Raw genomic sequence first — 15,957 nt, 5'->3', positions numbered from 1 at the left:
CCTTACATATCTTAACCAAAGACAACGTCTTTGGTGTAAGTGCTTATAAAACTGTTGCGCCCTGAAAGGGCATGATACTATTTCTTTGAACCAAATGCGGTGCATTGGGTTAGAATACATTTCCCTTTCAGGGAAAACCTCACTTTTAATGAAAAGACTGAAAAGCCTTATATATCTTAACCAAAGGCAACGTCTTTGGTATGAATGCTTATAAAACTGTTGCGCCCTGAAAGGGCATGATACTATTTCTTTGAACCAAATGCGGTGCATTGGGTTAGAATACATTTCCCTTTCAGGGAAAACCTCACTTTTAATGAAAAGGCTGAAAAGCCTTACATATCTTAACCAAAGGCAACGTCTTTGGTTTAAGTGCTTATAAAACTGTTGCGCCCTGAAAGGGCATAATATTATTTCTTTGAACCAAATGCGGTGCATTGGGTTAGAATACATTTTCCTTTTAGGGAAAACCTCACTTTTAATGAAAAGGCTGAAAAGCCTTACATATCTTAACCAAAGGCAACGTCTTTGGTATAAGTGCTTATAAAACTGTTGCGCCCTGAAAGGGCATAATATTATTTCTTTGAACCAAATGCGGTGCATTGGGTTAGAATACATTTCCCTTTTAAGGAAAACCTCACTTTTAATGAAAAGGCTGAAAAGCCTTACATATCTTAACCAAAGGCAACGTCTTTGGTGTAAGTGCTTATAAAACTGTTGCGCCCTGAAAGGGCATAATATTATTTCTTTGAACCAAATGCGGTGCATTGGGTTAGAATACATTTCCCTTTCAGGGAAAACCTCACTTTTAATGAAAAGACTGAAAAGCCTTATATATCTTAACCAAAGGCAGCGTCTTTGGTATAAGTGCTTATAAAACTGTTGCGCCCTGAAAGGGCATAATATTATTTCTTTGAATTTTCTTTTGTCAGTTAAAAAAAAGCACCCTTTTTTAAGGATGCTTTAAATATAATCAAAAATAAATTATTTTTTCTTTTGAGCATTTTGCTGTTGCTGTGCCTGCTCCATCATTTCTTCCATTTTGCGTTGGAACTTAGATTTTGGCTTTTCTTTTGATTTATTGGTTTCGATAATTGCTTTTACTTTATCTTCTGTAACAATTTTGTTTTTAATTACATACATAATTCCTATGGTAATTAAATTTGAAATAAAGTAGTACAACGACAAACCAGAAGCGTAATTGTTAAAGAAAAACAACATCATCACTGGTGAAATATAAATCATCACTTTCATGATTTTGCTCATATCCGGCATACCTTCTTGTTGCGGAGTCATGGCAGCCTGATCGCCTGTTGTCATTTTCATATAAACAAACGTTGCCAAAGCAGCCAAAATGGGGAACAAACTTACGTGGTTTCCGTAAAATGGAATCGAGAACGGTAAAGTAAACACGCTATCATACGACGATAAATCGTCTGCCCAAAGGAATGCTTTTTGTCTTAAATCAAACGCCGAAGGGAAGAAACTAAACAACGCGTAGAAAACCGGCAACTGAATAAACATTGGAATACAACCTGCCATTGGGTTTACACCTGCTTTGTTGTAAAGCTTCATGGTTTCCTGCTGTTTCTTCATTGGATCTTTCGCATACTTTTCATTTAATTCGTTTACTTCTGGGCGAATTAATTTCATTTTTGCCTGCGAAACATACGATTTGTATTGAACTGGCGACATGATCAAACGAATCACGATTGTGAACAATACAATGGCAATTCCGTGAGGAATTAAATTCGTTAATACTGTAAAAATCGGAATAATGATTAATTTATTCAACCAGCCAAAAATTCCCCATCCTAATGGAACAATCTCGTCTAAATTTTTATCGTAATCGTTTAAGATGTTATAATCAGTGGGGCCCATATACAAATTCATGTTATACGAAAGTTCACCACCTTTATACTCTAATGGCATTACTGCCTGAAAATCTTTTAGGAAAGCAGCATTGTTATCTTCGTCTTTCACTAAATTTTCCTGACTTAATTTTGCTGTTTTGATAGGTGTTTCGGTTAATAAAACCGAAGTAAACAAATGCTGTTTGAAAGCCACATAGGTTAAATCTTGTGCATCTTCAGTAGTTGTTTTTGCAGGATTCAGATAATCGTCTTTTCCGTCTTCGTATTCATAGACAATCTCTGCATAACGATTTTCGTAAGTAATCGATTTTTCGTTTCGAGTAGCTTTTAGCTGCCAAGTTAATTCTGCCGGATTTGCCGTATTAAGCACATTGCTTAAACCAACCGATTTTATACTTAAATCAAGCATATAATCGTTAGGTTTCAATACATAACGATATTCCAAATAAGCCGTTTCCGAAGTTTTTAACTTCATAGAAATCACTGTGTTTTCACCTTCTTTTGTTTGTGTAGGTTCAAAAAACAAATCTTTCGTATTAAGAACACGGTTGTCTTTTGTGTTGAATTTTAAATTGAGTTTGGAATTATTATCTGTAATAATTTTAACTAAATCGGTATTTTGACTCGAAATTCTCTTTTGATCGTTTACCGTTACTTCTTTAATATAACCGCCTTTACCAGAGAAAACAACTGTTAAAACTCCATTGTTTACAGTAATGTCTTTTGCCCCAACAACTGTTGGTAATGCTGCGCCGTATGCAAACGACCCTAGTTCATTTTTAAGTTGTGCAGTAGCAACTGAATCGTTTTGTGCATTTGCCGCTAATTGATCAATCGGCGTTTTGGCAGCAGTTTCGGTTGTGGTGGCTTCTTTCGTTTTATTGTCTTTTTTATCTGAAAACATGTTTCCAGATACCATCCAAATTAATAAAACAGTGATAATAGCCATGCCTATAAGGCTACTTTTGTCTAACTTTTTTTCTTCCATTATTGAAAAATTAATTACTCTTAAAAAAGCGAATCTTTCTAGATTACGAATTAAGTTTTTTATCAACAGCAGCCTTCACAAACGCAGAAAACAACGGATGTGGATTAGCTACGGTACTTTTATATTCAGGGTGATATTGTGCAGCTACGAAAAACGGATGGTTGGGCAATTCAATGATTTCCACCAAATTGGTTTCAGGATTTACGCCCGAAAACACCATACCTGCTTTTTCAAATGCTTCGGTATAATAATTATTAAACTCATAACGGTGACGGTGACGCTCGTTAATCATTGTATTTTGGTACATATCAAATGCTTTTGTACCTTCTTTTATTTGGCAATCCCAACCGCCCAAGCGCATGGTTCCTCCTTTATCGGTAACTGTTTTTTGTTCTTCCATAAAGGTGATTACCGGATATGGTGTGTTGTCGTTCATTTCAGTTGAATTGGCATTCTCGTACCCCAAAACATTTCGTGCAAATTCTATAACAGCCATTTGCATTCCCAAACAAATACCCATAAACGGAATATTGTTTTCACGGGCAAAACGAACGGTTTCAATTTTACCTTCGATACCTCTTGATCCAAATCCAGGTGCTACTAAAATACCATCTAGATTCTTCATTTTATCGGCAACATTTTTAGTTGTTAAATATTCTGAATGAATACTTACCACGTTGACTTTAGTATAATTAGACGCACCTGCATGAACAAATGCTTCAAGTATCGATTTGTACGAATCTTGCAATTCTACATATTTACCCACCAAACCGATATTCACTGTGTGTTTTGGATTTTTTAATCGATGTAAAAAATCGTTCCACTTGGTTAAATCAGGTAATCCTTTTTCAGGAAGATCTAATTTTTTTAAGGCAACAGTATCCAAACCTTCTTCTAACATATTATTTGGAACTTCGTAAATGGTTGATGCATCAATTGATTGAATCACCGATTCTTGCGAAACATTGCAAAACGCTGCTAATTTACGTTTGATATCTGAAGATAGTTCGTGTTCTGTTCTGCAAACCAAAATATCGGCTTTAATACCGCTTTCCATCAATGTTTTCACAGAGTGCTGCGTAGGCTTGGTTTTCAACTCACCCGCTGCTGCCAAGTAAGGCACTAATGTTAAATGAACCACAATGGCATTTTTATCGCCTAAATCCCACAATAACTGACGCACCGATTCAATATAAGGCAACGATTCAATATCACCCACAGTTCCACCAATTTCAGTAATCACAATATCGAAATCGCCCGATTTTCCTAACAATTGCATGCGTTCTTTAATCTCATTTGTAATATGAGGAACTACTTGCACGGTTTTACCTAAAAATTCGCCACGACGCTCTTTTTCGATAACCGATAAATACACGCGACCTGTGGTAACATTATTCGCTTGTGAAGTAGGTACATTTAGGAAACGCTCGTAGTGTCCTAAATCTAAATCGGTTTCGGCACCATCATTGGTTACAAAACATTCGCCGTGTTCATACGGATTTAGTGTTCCTGGATCAACATTGATGTATGGATCAAACTTTTGAATAGTGGTTCTATATCCGCGAGCTTGTAATAATTTTGCTAGGGATGCTGCTATAATTCCTTTTCCAAGTGATGATGTTACACCGCCGGTTACGAAAATATATTTACATTGTTTCATTTGTATAATATGTTGTGTGTTGTGTTGTTTGCTATTAAACCGGGCAAAATTACAATTATAATTTGGGTTTTGAAAGTTTTAATATTAACAATTAACTGTGTTTATGGCTTTGGATATTTATTCTGAATATTTCGTATTAAAACCTCTAATCCGTTGAGCTTGATTTCATACATCATTGCCAGTTGTTTACCCAATTTACCTGCCGGAAAACCTTTGTTTTTGTACCATACATAATAAGGCTCAGGTATATCTACTAAAAAATACCCTTTGAATTTTCCAAAGGGCATACGCGAATAAGCAAGCTCTAACAAGCTGTTTTTATTATTGTTATCTATTTCTTTCACTATTTTAATTTGAAATTTGCAATCATTTCGCAATATTAATACTCTAATATCTGAGAATATTTATTCCCGGGCCAATCTTTCAAATACACTTTCAGTAAATCTTCTGTAATGTATTTTACCGTATTTTGGTAGAACGATTTCGAAATATTATAGTACTCCAATGTATTTTGCAAATGCGAAGATATGAATTCAATTTCATTTCTTTTTGATTTGATTGTAACTGATTCTAAGTTTTCAAAAAGAAATAATTTAACCTGTTCCGGCTTAATTAATATGATTGATGAATTCAATCCGTGAAAATCTTTAATGGTTCCTGAAAGCAATTTAAAGGTTAGTTCTTTATTGTTTGAAAATTCAAAAGTGATAACATCATTTTTATAAAACTTTCGGTTTTTATTTGAGTAGGCAATTTGCATATAGAAATCACCTTTCACAACTCGGAACGAAAAGCCAAATGTATTATTGGTTAAATACTGAATAGGAATATAATCTAAACCAATTTCAAATATATTGGAATGATAAAGCCTGTAAGAATCTAACATATCGTAGTTTTTTCTTACAAGCTCTATTTGATTAAGTATTTTATTTTCGGGTCCTGTGAAGATCATTGTGTAAAAATATAAAATATTATTTTTTATCTTCTGACCTACCATTGAATAGATCTTTCATTGCTATATACATTAAACCTAAAACATTTATTGTGGTTGTACCTAAAAGTGTAATTAAAACCTCATCACTAAGTTTTATAAGATGATGGTTTAGGCAAATTAAAAAGAAAACTAGTACTAAATATGTACTAACTAAATCTTGAGCCCAGCAAGCTAATTTATTTCTTAATTTTGTATTTTGGTTATATCTTTTACTATACAGGAAATCAATTGATTGTTTCTTAATATCTATTTCTTTAGCAAAATCTTTTTCTTCTTTATCTTCGTCTATTAAATCATTATAAACATCTTGCTCTCTTTGTATTAAATTAATAATATTTTCATTGTTTGAAAATATTTCCTTTTGCATATCTGAAGATAAATTTTCTTGATTTTCAAAAACATCTTTTTCTAATTCAGGCATCTAAATTTTCGTTTTTATTAGTTAGACACCTTGCTCATTTTGTTCCCCTCTACAATTCTGCGGTAATGTTCTTTTATTAGATCATTAGGTATTTGAAAACTATATTTCATTTCTCCATTCTCTAATTTATTCCAAATAATCGACCATGGTGTATTTGGTTGATGTGTTCTGTTACTTAACTGTGTTCCAGTTTCTTTTCCATAGGTTAACCATATCTTATCTAAAAACTCTTTATCGGTATTACCAATATTAAGATTATCAGTACTTATTTCTAAAGGTAGGATTGGATTATTTCTGTATGATTTAAATTTAGCATAAATACTTGGTATAACAGGCCCGTATTTCCATGCTTCTGGAGTTTCTGTTATTAATGGTTTTCCGGTAAGACCTAAGCACCAGCCATGTGCAATATAGACCAATTTAATTAATTTCATTGGTGTTATATTACCTGAACTCCCATACTTATTGATAAAGTATTGAGCTATTAAATTTGCATTGTACATAATATAATTGGTAGTGAGGTTAAACATTTACAAAGATAGTAAATATTTGATTGATACTTATAAAACATTTTTTAATTATTCATTATTAGAGTTTTAACTCAGTATATCATATAAATAATAATAAAAAAAACACCCATCTTTCAACGAGTGTTCTAGTTAAACATAAACGATTATTAAGTAAACATCCAAATATACACTATTAACCATTAGTCAACAATAGGCAAAACACCTATTAACAGTTAAATCAATATAATGTAACCTATAAAGATATAAATAAATAGATTTTTATTTTTAAAACAACTCCCCAAGAACTTCATTAATTGGAATTGACAAATCTATATATATGAAATTTATTTCGGATAACTCCCTCAAGGGTGTATACATTTTTGAAAAGGCTTTTTGGTCTTTTGAAATAAAAGCGTCAATTTTCCTATTATGAATTTGGGCAAACAGTTTTAAGTCATTAATAATAACCTTTCTTACAGAAGATTCTCTTACTTCAGCTTTATCTTTTAGTAAGAAATAATACATACCTGAGGTTTTTGCATCGCCATAATCAAACTCCAAAACTTGAAAAGTGTTTAAACCAAGAAGATTATCTGGATCGTCAGCAACAGCGTACTCACTAATCACAACAGTTGATAAATACATTTTAATATTTTTACTCAAGAAGTATTCAAAGTACCTTACAACATTTTCATGACAAGGATCGTCCTTTTTAAGTAATCTTGTAACAAATGAATTGTCTAATAAAACAGATTTAATATTCATCATATGCCATCGGTTTTTAAATCATTAATCCATTTATCTACATCTTTTATTTTGCTTAAATTTAATGATGCTTTTTGGATCATCTTATCAAGTAAACTTCTGTTAAATGTTGGTTCGTATGTAATAAACTCAACAAGTTTTAAATCAGATAATTTTCCATCTTCTAGACTTTTCTTGCCTCTCACTTTAACACCATACATCTTGTAAGTTTTCTTATCGCCTTCTTTAATTTGTTCTTTAGTAGCAGCTATTGTTAGATTACCATATTCTGGAGAGGTAATATTTATATTGGGAGTTTTACCTCCTTCTTGATATATTTCACCATACAAATAAAATTCGCTTTCAATGAATTTAGGAGCTGTCATAACAAAGTCAGTTAAACTCGAAATTATAAGATTTGAATTTTGTTGCATCGAACTATTAAATTCAAAAGTCAACCCTTTTGTAGAAGCGATTTTTTGAAATTTACTTATAATTTCTTGTCTTTTGTAATCTAAAAAATCAATTGAATTTCTTCTATTAATTTCTTGGGTTAGACCATTAAACATAATTACAGCTGATATTGGAAGATTAAATAAGTGTTTAGCAGACCCTGGTTGGATATCGTAAGATATATGTGGACGAGATTTCTTGTCTTCTTTTGTAGGGTATATAAAATTTTCGATATCGGAAATAAGATTCCTGATGTCGGAAATATCGACCTCATTAGGTGAGTAAGAATTATCAATATTTTCTACTCGTATCTCTATATATCCTTTTTCTTCCATTTAACTAGAAAAGATAATTTAATTTATTAAGACAAAGATAAATAATATAGTTGTTGTTATTTTATTTTTAGTATTTATATTAACAAAAACGAATATCACACTGCTTAACTATCCCCCATCGCAGCCTAAACAATTAGTTTCTTTGTTTTGGTGGGGTTAGTTGTTAATTTGATTTATTACACCTGGGATTCTTTTGTCTATTTCTTCAATCCACCTTTTTTGATGCTTACTTTTTAATTCTTCTAAAGCAACTTTACCGTACCTAACATCGTTAATTTTAAAGTTAGAAAATATTATTGAAATGTTGTTTTGTGTTTTTTCTATCTTAATTGAATAATGTATTTCCATAGCACTTCCATAAATCATTTTAGTAAAAAAATTCTTTGCGTAAATTGTATTATCTATATTAATAAAGTCCACAAAATTTAATTCAATAAGCTTCTTTTTAAAATCTTCTAAAGAAATAATTTCTGCTGTTCGTTGATATTTATATTGGAATAGCTTTAAATCATCGCTAAACTTTACTTGGCTTACCGCAGTGTAACTAAACAATAAAAATGTAAGCATTAAAACATAAGTAATTCTCTTCATAATTTCCGTTTATTAAATTTATAATTGATTTCTTCTTATTTTAATTGTACTTAGTAAGGTTTTTCGAAATACATCTTTTCATTTGCTAAATAGACCTTATCCAAATTAGGATAGACTACATAATAATGCCATGAAATTCCGTCACTAGTACAAGCTATAGCAAATTCATTTGAAGTTATTTCGAAAATATAATATTCGCCACATCCGTATATATTATTTTTTATTAAAACCTTTCCAATATTCGCTATATTATCACCAGCAGGCTTCCAATCATTTTTATATACTTTTGTTTTCTCAATATCATCTATTCCGCTGTCGTTTTTTGTTACATATTCACTAGAACGATTAATAGATGAAGAGTTTGGTTCTTTCGAATTAGTATCTGAACTACATTCATTTAATATAACTAAAAAGAAAATCACAGCAACAATACATATTATAGCTACTATAGATAAAAAGGAATTATCATTATTTTTAGAGAAACTTTTATTAATTGTATTGTTAGGTTTATTTTCTTCTTTTTCAGCACTAATAGGATAACCACAATTTGGGCAACTACTAGCTTTGTTGCTTATTTTTCTTTCACATTCAGGACAGTTTATTAAAGCCATAATATATAATTTATTTAAGTTACATTGCTACCCGTTCAAACTGTGCCCAAGCAACAATTTGAAACATTTTTGATACAAAAGTGATAGGCACTTCTTCCGACTCATATACTGTTTGATTATACTCTGGTAACGGATCTGGTATCAAAGTTAAAAAACCTTCTTTTTCGCTTCGTTTTACAATCTTTACCGTTCTTAATTCATTCTTCATTAATACAGCGTAAACTTCGTTTGTAGGAAAGTACATTTCCCAATCAAAGATTTGCCTTAAACCTATTACAGCTCTATGCGGTATTCGTCTTGATATAGATTGCCCAATTAAATTACATGCGAAATCTGCCTTTTCAAAATCGGGACTGGTTATAAAAAAACTTGGTAATTGGTTGGCAAACACTTCTTCACTACTCCATCCCCCAGCATAATCAATATCGTAATATGGTACCCCGTTGCTATTTTTTGCTTTTTTAACTTCATATTTAGTTTTTACTTCATATTCAGTATCGCTTTCGGAAAGTAACATTTTGTTACTTATAGACTCAAAAAACAATGATAACATTTGTTGTTTAGATTCGGGTATATCGTTTTTCGTTTCGTACGTGTTGATTGTTTTTCTACTAACATTCAGTTTTTTAGCTAAGGTTTCTTGACTAAATCCAAACTTTTCCCTTAATTCTTTTAGTTGTATTCCATTCATATTCAGTTATTTAGGTTAAGCTGTAACTTTTTTTTACTCTTATTGTAACATTTTTACTCCTTTTTACTTGTTTTGTAACTTTTTGTTACTATCTTTGTACTGTAATCAATTATTCAAAACTAATGCCAAACGCATTAACATTTGATTAAGACGGTAAATATACAAAATTATAAATGTCGTTCAATGTGGATTACCTCATCAAGGTTGACGAAACCTTTTAAAACAAAATCTCGTAGAGTGGTTGACACGATAATAGACCATAGCCGTTGCGATGCGGTTGTAGGGGGTGCCCGAAACGATATCGCCATTGAAACCATAATGTATGAAGCTATACAGTGAACCAATGCACACTATCCGCGGACAAGTAGAGTTGAGCGGTGGAAATATAAGAACGTGAATACCTATTATCGGATATACTGCTGTGAAGCATTAATCCAACAATTACCCAAATACGCAAAATGGTAAAGCGGCCATACTTAGGATATGGTGATGATGCTGGTTCGAATCCTGCTTTGGGTACTAAAAATTATAAATTATGGATCATGAATAGAGAAACTATAGCACAAATAAAGCTTATTGGATTAAAAATAGCTTTGAAAATGCACGATGGAAATTACACAAATAAAGAAGGAAAAGTTTCATCAACAGAATTATTAAAAACCGCTGATGAAATTAACAAGTGGCTTCTTGAAGATTTTAAGGATTTACCTCAAGAATGGCTCTAATAATAAACTTATTAATAGTTTGAGAATAAACATTAGGATTTTTCTCAACTGAGAAATGTATTATTTTCTCGTTTTGTTTAATCTCTTGGTTTAATTTGTTTTCAGTTTCAGTATTTCCAGATGAACTAAACTCAATAATTCTAAATCTTTTCATAATAAATTATATTAAATGTTTGACACTCTAATATAATTAAAAAACCGCTGTTGAAACAATCAATTTACAAGAGTAATACTTGCAGCGGAACTAAAATTTATAAGCATGAAAAAAGAAAATTATCAAATAGGAAACATCGTACTATATAAAGGTGAAGTAACTGAAATAACAAAAGAGCTTCTTGGAAAATATCACTTGGAACAGTTAGATGAACCATTTACACCAATAGAAATAACCAAAGAATGGCTTTACAGATTCGGTTTTAGATGTTTAGATGGTCATATTTATACCATTCTAGATAAAGGAATATATGTTTCAAAATTAAACTTAGAACATTCCGGATTTTGGTTACTTGGCTCTCCTAAATTAGCTCAATTGGCTTTTGAAATAAAGCATGTTCATGAAATTCAAAATGCTGTTTCACATTTAGAACAAACTTCAATTGATTTGAGTATAAGTACTGAAATCGAAATCTTAGGCGCAAAATTATTCAACCTGTCTCCTATTGAACAACAGATTGAAATTCTTAAAAAACAGATTGAACTATTTTACTATGAAGATAGTCCTTATAAAGAGAGTTATAAAATTGAACAACTGAAATTACTTTCTATTCTTGAAGATTTAAAAGAGAAAGAATAGCAGTAAAGCATGGAATTATCTTTACTAATTCTTGACTTGTAGGATTCGTACAGAAATTATTGATATCAATTCTATAAGTATTCATTACATTCTGGGCTAAAACGAGATCATCGACCAGAAAAGTACTTTCTATCAGAGAATTAATCTTTTCTAAAACATCTGCTTTTGGTATATCATCTCGATAAAGAAAAGCATTTATCAAACGTACAAATTCATTTTTCATAATAATTAAATTTTTGTTAGCACTTCAAATTTAATTAAAAAACCGTTGGTTTTGAAATAGAAACTTGCTTCAATGCTACAACGGTTCAAGTTAAACCATCCCAATTTATTACATAAGTCCATTTTTAGTAAGTTGTAGTTGTGGGGTGAACTGCGAGGGATGGGCGGTTCACCTTTTTTTTAACCTTAACACCCAATAAACCATGCTTAAAGGATTGATAATTGACATCAAATTAGTTGCTGGGAAGTGGCTAATTAACGGCAAAACCTATTTAAAATGCTCTAGAACCGAACAAATGTATTTTGAACAGTATTTAAAATATAACAGAGCTTAACCTATAAACCACCAATACCATGAATTTAGATGAAATCACCAACAAAATCAATTTAGAAATGCAAGCTATTTCTAAAGCAATGAAAGCAGTAATTGATCAAAACAAATCAACCGCAGCTTTCGTAAAAGAAATGTATAACCAATATAAAATAATTTGTTTGTAATATGGAAACTACCCTATCAAGAGAAGATGTGGAGCGCATTGCAAGCCTATCAGCTGTAAAAGTATTTGGTTTAATCAAAGATCTTGTTAACCCAAAAGAAGAAAAGATTAAAACCAACCGCTCCTACTCTACCAAAGAAGTATCAGAGATTTTTAGAGTGTCACCACACACCATTCGCTATTGGTTTGGAAATAACCGCGATTGCTTACTAAAAAAGCAAAAAGGTGTGAATAAGTTCTCTGGAACATCTGTAAAAGCAGAATACGAACGTATTCACGGAAAAAATTAAAGGGAGTGCTTTTTTGCAAACACTCCCTTTTTATTAACCTAAATCAGAATTATACCACTAATCCTAATTCTATGACAAACTTAAACAAATCTTCGTTAAAAGGAAAATTTAAAAAAGTCTTTTTCCTTAATTCCAATCAGGAATCTAAATTTTCAAATCTTGTTTTAAAAGAATTTGAAAAAACCACAGATAAGCAGAAAGCTTTTGAATTGGTTGAATTATCCAAAGACAAAAACTTTCCATTCGCTCACAAAATAGAGCAAAAATTCAATTTAAAATACCACGCTAACCTACATTAATTATGAAAAGCATTGCCTTAAAAAAGTTATCTCTTACAAATTTCAAAGGGATTAAAAACCAACACATCGATTTTAGCGATGTAACAAATATTTACGGTGCCAATGGTACTGGTAAAACAACCATATTTGATGCGTTCACCTGGTTGCTTTTTGGAAAAGACAGCCAAGACCGAAAAGACTTTGATATTAAGCCGCTAGACAAAAACGGATTGCCAATTCAAAAAATAGAAAATGAAGTGGAAGGCGTTTTGGATGTAAACGGTGAGGAAATCGTTATTAAAAGAATACACCGCGAAAAATGGGTAAAGAAAAGAGGATTTTCAGAACCTGAATTTACCGGAAACGAAACGGTTTATTTTTGGAACGAAGTGCCAATGAACGCCAAAGAGTTCACTAGCAAGATTAATGATTTGCTTGATGAATCGGTATTCAAACTTATTTCAAATCCTTTAGCGTTTAATAACCTAAAATGGCAGGATAGAAGAAAAGTATTGATCGATATTGCCGGAGATATTAATGTTGATTATGCTTCAAACGGCTTAAGTCACATTTTACAACTCACCGAAAAGAAAACTATTCGCGAATTGCAGTTAGAAAATGCTTCAAAAGTAAAAAAGGTAAAAGAAGAATTAAAGCAAATACCAACGCGCATTGATGAAGTGCAAAAATCAAAGCCGGTTCCGCTGTTATTTGAAGATTTGGAAAAAGAATTGTCGCTTAACGAACAAAGATTGAACGATATTGATTTGCAGTTGCAAGACGCTTCTAATCAAAATCAAGAGTTTATCAATAAGAAAACCTCTATTCAAAATCGAATTTTTGAACTCAAAACGCAAATCAGTACTATTGAAAACGAATTGCGAAATAAAGCTGCCAATAAAACGATGGTTGACACCTCAAAGGTTGACACATTAAAGCAACAGTTATCAAACCATCAGTACGAATTAACAAACGCTCAAAACAACTTACAGCAAGTTGATAACAAAATCACTTCATCTAAAAAACAATTGGAAAGTATTGATTTTGATATGCAGAAATTGCGTGAAGAATGGCAATCGGTTAATTCTGAAAAATTGACTTTTGATGAAAGCGCATTTCATTGCCCGGCATGTAAACGCGAGTTTGAGAGCGGTGATGTAGAAGCAAAACGAAATGAGCTTACAATTAATTTCAACACCTCAAAGAAAAACAGACTTGATGCTATCACTCAAAAAGGTTCACAACTAAAAAACGAAAAGGAGTTTCTTGAGCAAAATTTAAAAGGTTTTGAAAATCAGAAAAACAGCGCTTCTGAATATATTACGAAACTTAATAGTGAAGTCACATCAATTAATGCAGCAATTGAATTGGAACAAAATGTACTAAATTCTGCTGATACTAAATCTTTTAATGATTTGTTTACTGAAATGCTTTTAACGCATCCAGATTACGACAGTCTTAAAATTGAGTTGAACAACAAAGAAACCGAATTAAGCACCATTCAGCCTACAAACAATGAAGATTTGCAAATTCATAAAACTGCTATTCAAAATCGTATCAAAGAAATTAACGAAAAGTTAGGTACTAAAATTCAAATTGCAGCCGCTAACAACCGTATAAAAGAATTAGAGCAAGAAGAATCGCAATTAAGCAATTCGCTTCTGGAATTGGAAAAACAACAGTTTGATATTGAAAAATTCATAAAGCTAAATATTGAAGCTTTAGAAGAAAATATCAACAACAAGTTCCAGCTAGTTACTTTCAAATTGTTTGATACGCAGATTAACGGTGGTGAAGTTGAATGCTGTGAAGCTCTAATAAATGGCGTTCCATTTCATAGCGCAAATACGGCATCGCGAATTAACGCAGGAATCGATATTATAAATACATTATCTGAATTTTACAATGTTAGCTCACCCGTATTTTTAGACAATAGAGAATCAGTTTCTTATTTAATTGATACAAAATCGCAAATCATAAACCTTATTGTAAGTGAAAAAGACAATGTTTTAAGAGTTGATAATGTATCGTCTGAATTCATAATATCTGCTTAACCAACCACTCTAATCCATGGGAAAAATAATTTCTTATGGAACTCAATATAATTCTTGAAGTAGTTACAGAGGAGACCAACACCACACCCGATGTTTTAAAGTCTCCTCTTCGAAAAAGAGCAATTGCCGATGCACGCTTTTTATTTTTCTGGTTCGCATTCTACTTGACAAACAAGTCTTGTAAAGAGATTGGAGATTATTTAGGCAGAAAACACAATACCGCTATACATGGTGCCAACAGGGCAACCGAATTAAAAAAATACCATAAAGATTTTAAACAAAAATTTAAAAATATTAACGATAAACTTAACTTATCATGAACACACAAAATCCAAACCCAAACCCAAACACACAAGTATCTGAAGTAAAAAAAGATATATCTACACAGGTGCTTGCAAAAGTAGAATCATTTCAAAAGTCTGGCGAATTAGTTCTGCCAAAAGATTACATAGTTGAAAACGCTTTAAAATCTGCTTACATCATTCTTTCGGATCCTAAAAACAATCTTATTGAAAAATGCGATAAAGCATCGGTTGCAGAAGCATTATTAAAAATGGTTGTTTACGGAGTTTCGCCGATCAAAAAACAATGTTATTTCATTCCTTATGGGCAAAAATTAGAATGTTCTATTTCTTATGCCGGAAACATTGCAATTGCTAAAAGATATGGCAATCTTAAATCAATCAAAGGAAACGCAATTTTTGAAGGTGATGTTTTGGAATTCGAAGTTGATGCAATGAGCGGTCGCAGGAAAATAATCAAACACACTCAGTCTTTAGATAGTATTGGCAGTACAATTTTAAAAGGCGCTTATGCTGTTTATGAATTGAAAGACGGTACCGTAGATGTTGAAATTATGAACATAAAACAAATTCAGGCTGCTTGGGGTCAAGGTGGTTCAAAAGGCAATTCTCCGGCACATAAAAACTTCCCTGATCAAATGGCAGTCAAAACCGTTATTAACCGAGCTTGTAAATTATTGATCAGCAGTTCAGACGATTCAATCCTATACGATCCATTAGAAGAAAACGATTACGTTGATACTGAAAAAGGTAAAGTTCAACACGAAATCAACCAAAATGCAAATAACGAAACAATAGGATTTGAAAACTATGAAGAAGCTGAAATCGTTGAAGAAAACCATCAGGAAATCATCGACAATCATAATGAGGTGGTTGAACAAGAAGCACCGCAAACAGTAATGGATGGACCAGGGTTTTAATTTAAAAA

At 31.9% G+C, this 15,957-nt stretch carries 20 protein-coding genes and 1 tRNA gene; 9 read left to right on the top strand and 12 right to left on the bottom strand.

What is annotated here, in order from left to right; all coding sequences use genetic code 11:
- Positions 1 to 981: 981 nt before the first annotated feature.
- The 11 genes from yidC to MG290_RS01930 form a co-directional block, all read right to left on the bottom strand.
- Positions 982 to 2,859 carry a membrane protein insertase YidC gene (yidC, locus tag MG290_RS01980; RefSeq protein ID WP_264562249.1) on the bottom strand — a complete coding sequence of 626 codons (1,878 nt, stop codon included), beginning with the start codon at positions 2,857 to 2,859 and terminating at the stop codon, positions 982 to 984.
- 43 nt (positions 2,860 to 2,902) lie between these two features.
- Entirely contained in the window at positions 2,903 to 4,519 is a 1,617-nt protein-coding gene (locus MG290_RS01975) for a CTP synthase (protein WP_264562248.1), read from the bottom strand.
- 101 nt (positions 4,520 to 4,620) lie between these two features.
- Positions 4,621 to 4,863, bottom strand: coding sequence for a DUF3820 family protein (locus MG290_RS01970; protein ID WP_413614614.1), 243 nt, complete (start codon positions 4,861 to 4,863; stop codon positions 4,621 to 4,623).
- Between the two features lie 35 nt (positions 4,864 to 4,898).
- Entirely contained in the window at positions 4,899 to 5,471 is a 573-nt protein-coding gene (locus MG290_RS01965) for a hypothetical protein (RefSeq protein ID WP_264562247.1), read from the bottom strand.
- 19 nt (positions 5,472 to 5,490) lie between these two features.
- Positions 5,491 to 5,934 carry a hypothetical protein gene (locus tag MG290_RS01960; protein ID WP_264562246.1) on the bottom strand — a complete coding sequence of 148 codons (444 nt, stop codon included), beginning with the start codon at positions 5,932 to 5,934 and terminating at the stop codon, positions 5,491 to 5,493.
- 17 nt (positions 5,935 to 5,951) lie between these two features.
- The gene (locus tag MG290_RS01955) at positions 5,952 to 6,464 is read right to left on the bottom strand and encodes a Panacea domain-containing protein (protein WP_264562245.1); all 513 of its coding nucleotides are present in this window, start codon (positions 6,462 to 6,464) and stop codon (positions 5,952 to 5,954) included.
- Positions 6,465 to 6,728: 264 nt separating this feature from the next.
- Positions 6,729 to 7,211, bottom strand: coding sequence for a hypothetical protein (locus MG290_RS01950; protein WP_264562244.1), 483 nt, complete (start codon positions 7,209 to 7,211; stop codon positions 6,729 to 6,731).
- Positions 7,208 to 7,975, bottom strand: coding sequence for a hypothetical protein (locus MG290_RS01945; RefSeq protein WP_264562243.1), 768 nt, complete (start codon positions 7,973 to 7,975; stop codon positions 7,208 to 7,210). Before MG290_RS01945 ends, MG290_RS01950 begins: the two co-directional genes overlap by 4 nt.
- 156 nt (positions 7,976 to 8,131) lie before the next feature.
- Complete coding sequence (locus tag MG290_RS01940) at positions 8,132 to 8,566, bottom strand: hypothetical protein (RefSeq protein WP_264562242.1); 435 nt, start codon at positions 8,564 to 8,566, stop codon at positions 8,132 to 8,134.
- Positions 8,567 to 8,616: 50 nt separating this feature from the next.
- Positions 8,617 to 9,177, bottom strand: coding sequence for a zinc ribbon domain-containing protein (locus tag MG290_RS01935; RefSeq protein WP_264562241.1), 561 nt, complete (start codon positions 9,175 to 9,177; stop codon positions 8,617 to 8,619).
- Positions 9,178 to 9,196: 19 nt separating this feature from the next.
- Positions 9,197 to 9,868, bottom strand: a complete 672-nt coding sequence (locus MG290_RS01930) for a helix-turn-helix transcriptional regulator (RefSeq protein ID WP_264562240.1) — start codon at positions 9,866 to 9,868, stop codon at positions 9,197 to 9,199.
- A gap of 443 nt (positions 9,869 to 10,311) precedes the next feature.
- Between MG290_RS01930 and MG290_RS01925 the strand changes: the two genes are divergently transcribed.
- The 3 genes from MG290_RS01925 to MG290_RS01915 all read left to right on the top strand — a co-directional run bounded on the left by MG290_RS01925 (position 10,312) and on the right by MG290_RS01915 (position 11,386).
- Positions 10,312 to 10,387 (top strand) — tRNA-Leu (locus tag MG290_RS01925).
- Positions 10,388 to 10,410: 23 nt separating this feature from the next.
- A complete protein-coding gene (locus tag MG290_RS01920; protein ID WP_264562239.1) occupies positions 10,411 to 10,593 on the top strand; it encodes a hypothetical protein in 183 nt (60 codons plus the stop codon).
- 259 nt (positions 10,594 to 10,852) lie between these two features.
- On the top strand, positions 10,853 to 11,386 hold the full coding sequence (locus tag MG290_RS01915) for a hypothetical protein (RefSeq protein WP_264562238.1): 534 nt from the start codon (positions 10,853 to 10,855) through the stop codon (positions 11,384 to 11,386).
- Here MG290_RS01915 and MG290_RS01910 read toward each other — a convergent pair.
- On the bottom strand, positions 11,355 to 11,609 hold the full coding sequence (locus MG290_RS01910; protein ID WP_264562237.1) for a hypothetical protein: 255 nt from the start codon (positions 11,607 to 11,609) through the stop codon (positions 11,355 to 11,357). The two genes, MG290_RS01915 and MG290_RS01910, sit on opposite strands and share 32 nt — an antisense overlap.
- Before the next feature lie 353 nt (positions 11,610 to 11,962).
- Here MG290_RS01910 and MG290_RS01905 point away from each other — a divergent pair, with 353 nt between their 5' ends.
- The 6 genes from MG290_RS01905 (at position 11,963) to MG290_RS01880 (ending at position 15,949) form a co-directional block, all read left to right on the top strand.
- A complete protein-coding gene (locus tag MG290_RS01905; RefSeq protein WP_264562236.1) occupies positions 11,963 to 12,106 on the top strand; it encodes a hypothetical protein in 144 nt (47 codons plus the stop codon).
- Between the two features lies 1 nt (position 12,107).
- Entirely contained in the window at positions 12,108 to 12,395 is a 288-nt protein-coding gene (locus tag MG290_RS01900) for a helix-turn-helix domain-containing protein (protein ID WP_264562235.1), read from the top strand.
- Positions 12,396 to 12,466: 71 nt separating this feature from the next.
- A complete protein-coding gene (locus MG290_RS01895) occupies positions 12,467 to 12,694 on the top strand; it encodes a hypothetical protein (RefSeq protein WP_264562234.1) in 228 nt (75 codons plus the stop codon).
- A gap of 2 nt (positions 12,695 to 12,696) precedes the next feature.
- The gene (locus MG290_RS01890; protein WP_264562233.1) at positions 12,697 to 14,727 is read left to right on the top strand and encodes an AAA family ATPase; all 2,031 of its coding nucleotides are present in this window, start codon (positions 12,697 to 12,699) and stop codon (positions 14,725 to 14,727) included.
- A 35-nt stretch (positions 14,728 to 14,762) separates the two neighbouring features.
- A complete protein-coding gene (locus MG290_RS01885; protein WP_264562232.1) occupies positions 14,763 to 15,047 on the top strand; it encodes a helix-turn-helix domain-containing protein in 285 nt (94 codons plus the stop codon).
- Positions 15,044 to 15,949 (top strand): recombinase RecT, encoded by a 906-nt coding sequence (locus MG290_RS01880; RefSeq protein WP_264562231.1) that lies wholly within the window; start codon positions 15,044 to 15,046, stop codon positions 15,947 to 15,949. The genes MG290_RS01885 and MG290_RS01880 overlap by 4 nt, the downstream gene beginning before the upstream one ends.
- Positions 15,950 to 15,957: the final 8 nt, after the last annotated feature.

Origin of the sequence: Flavobacterium sp. CBA20B-1, assembly GCF_028473145.1 — a bacterium.
GTDB lineage: Bacteria > Bacteroidota > Bacteroidia > Flavobacteriales > Flavobacteriaceae > Flavobacterium.
The sequence above is the reverse complement of the archived record's forward strand: the minus strand, read 5'-3'. Positions and strand labels throughout refer to the sequence as shown.

What these genes read in the sequence shown, in the direction of transcription:
- MG290_RS01905 (WP_264562236.1), top strand. Translation starts at nt 11,963, where the DNA reads ATGAATTTAGATGAAATCACCAACAAAATCAATTTAGAAATGCAAGCT.
- MG290_RS01960 (WP_264562246.1), bottom strand. Translation starts at nt 5,934, where the DNA reads ATGCCTGAATTAGAAAAAGATGTTTTTGAAAATCAAGAAAATTTATCT.
- MG290_RS01965 (WP_264562247.1), bottom strand. Translation starts at nt 5,471, where the DNA reads ATGATCTTCACAGGACCCGAAAATAAAATACTTAATCAAATAGAGCTT.
- MG290_RS01930 (WP_264562240.1), bottom strand. Translation starts at nt 9,868, where the DNA reads ATGAATGGAATACAACTAAAAGAATTAAGGGAAAAGTTTGGATTTAGT.
- MG290_RS01935 (WP_264562241.1), bottom strand. Translation starts at nt 9,177, where the DNA reads ATGGCTTTAATAAACTGTCCTGAATGTGAAAGAAAAATAAGCAACAAA.
- MG290_RS01975 (WP_264562248.1), bottom strand. Translation starts at nt 4,519, where the DNA reads ATGAAACAATGTAAATATATTTTCGTAACCGGCGGTGTAACATCATCA.
- yidC (WP_264562249.1), bottom strand. Translation starts at nt 2,859, where the DNA reads ATGGAAGAAAAAAAGTTAGACAAAAGTAGCCTTATAGGCATGGCTATT.
- MG290_RS01910 (WP_264562237.1), bottom strand. Translation starts at nt 11,609, where the DNA reads ATGAAAAATGAATTTGTACGTTTGATAAATGCTTTTCTTTATCGAGAT.
- MG290_RS01895 (WP_264562234.1), top strand. Translation starts at nt 12,467, where the DNA reads ATGACAAACTTAAACAAATCTTCGTTAAAAGGAAAATTTAAAAAAGTC.
- MG290_RS01900 (WP_264562235.1), top strand. Translation starts at nt 12,108, where the DNA reads ATGGAAACTACCCTATCAAGAGAAGATGTGGAGCGCATTGCAAGCCTA.
- MG290_RS01955 (WP_264562245.1), bottom strand. Translation starts at nt 6,464, where the DNA reads ATGTTTAACCTCACTACCAATTATATTATGTACAATGCAAATTTAATA.
- MG290_RS01915 (WP_264562238.1), top strand. Translation starts at nt 10,853, where the DNA reads ATGAAAAAAGAAAATTATCAAATAGGAAACATCGTACTATATAAAGGT.
- MG290_RS01880 (WP_264562231.1), top strand. Translation starts at nt 15,044, where the DNA reads ATGAACACACAAAATCCAAACCCAAACCCAAACACACAAGTATCTGAA.
- MG290_RS01885 (WP_264562232.1), top strand. Translation starts at nt 14,763, where the DNA reads ATGGAACTCAATATAATTCTTGAAGTAGTTACAGAGGAGACCAACACC.
- MG290_RS01940 (WP_264562242.1), bottom strand. Translation starts at nt 8,566, where the DNA reads ATGAAGAGAATTACTTATGTTTTAATGCTTACATTTTTATTGTTTAGT.
- MG290_RS01920 (WP_264562239.1), top strand. Translation starts at nt 10,411, where the DNA reads ATGAATAGAGAAACTATAGCACAAATAAAGCTTATTGGATTAAAAATA.
- MG290_RS01945 (WP_264562243.1), bottom strand. Translation starts at nt 7,975, where the DNA reads ATGGAAGAAAAAGGATATATAGAGATACGAGTAGAAAATATTGATAAT.
- MG290_RS01950 (WP_264562244.1), bottom strand. Translation starts at nt 7,211, where the DNA reads ATGATGAATATTAAATCTGTTTTATTAGACAATTCATTTGTTACAAGA.
- MG290_RS01890 (WP_264562233.1), top strand. Translation starts at nt 12,697, where the DNA reads ATGAAAAGCATTGCCTTAAAAAAGTTATCTCTTACAAATTTCAAAGGG.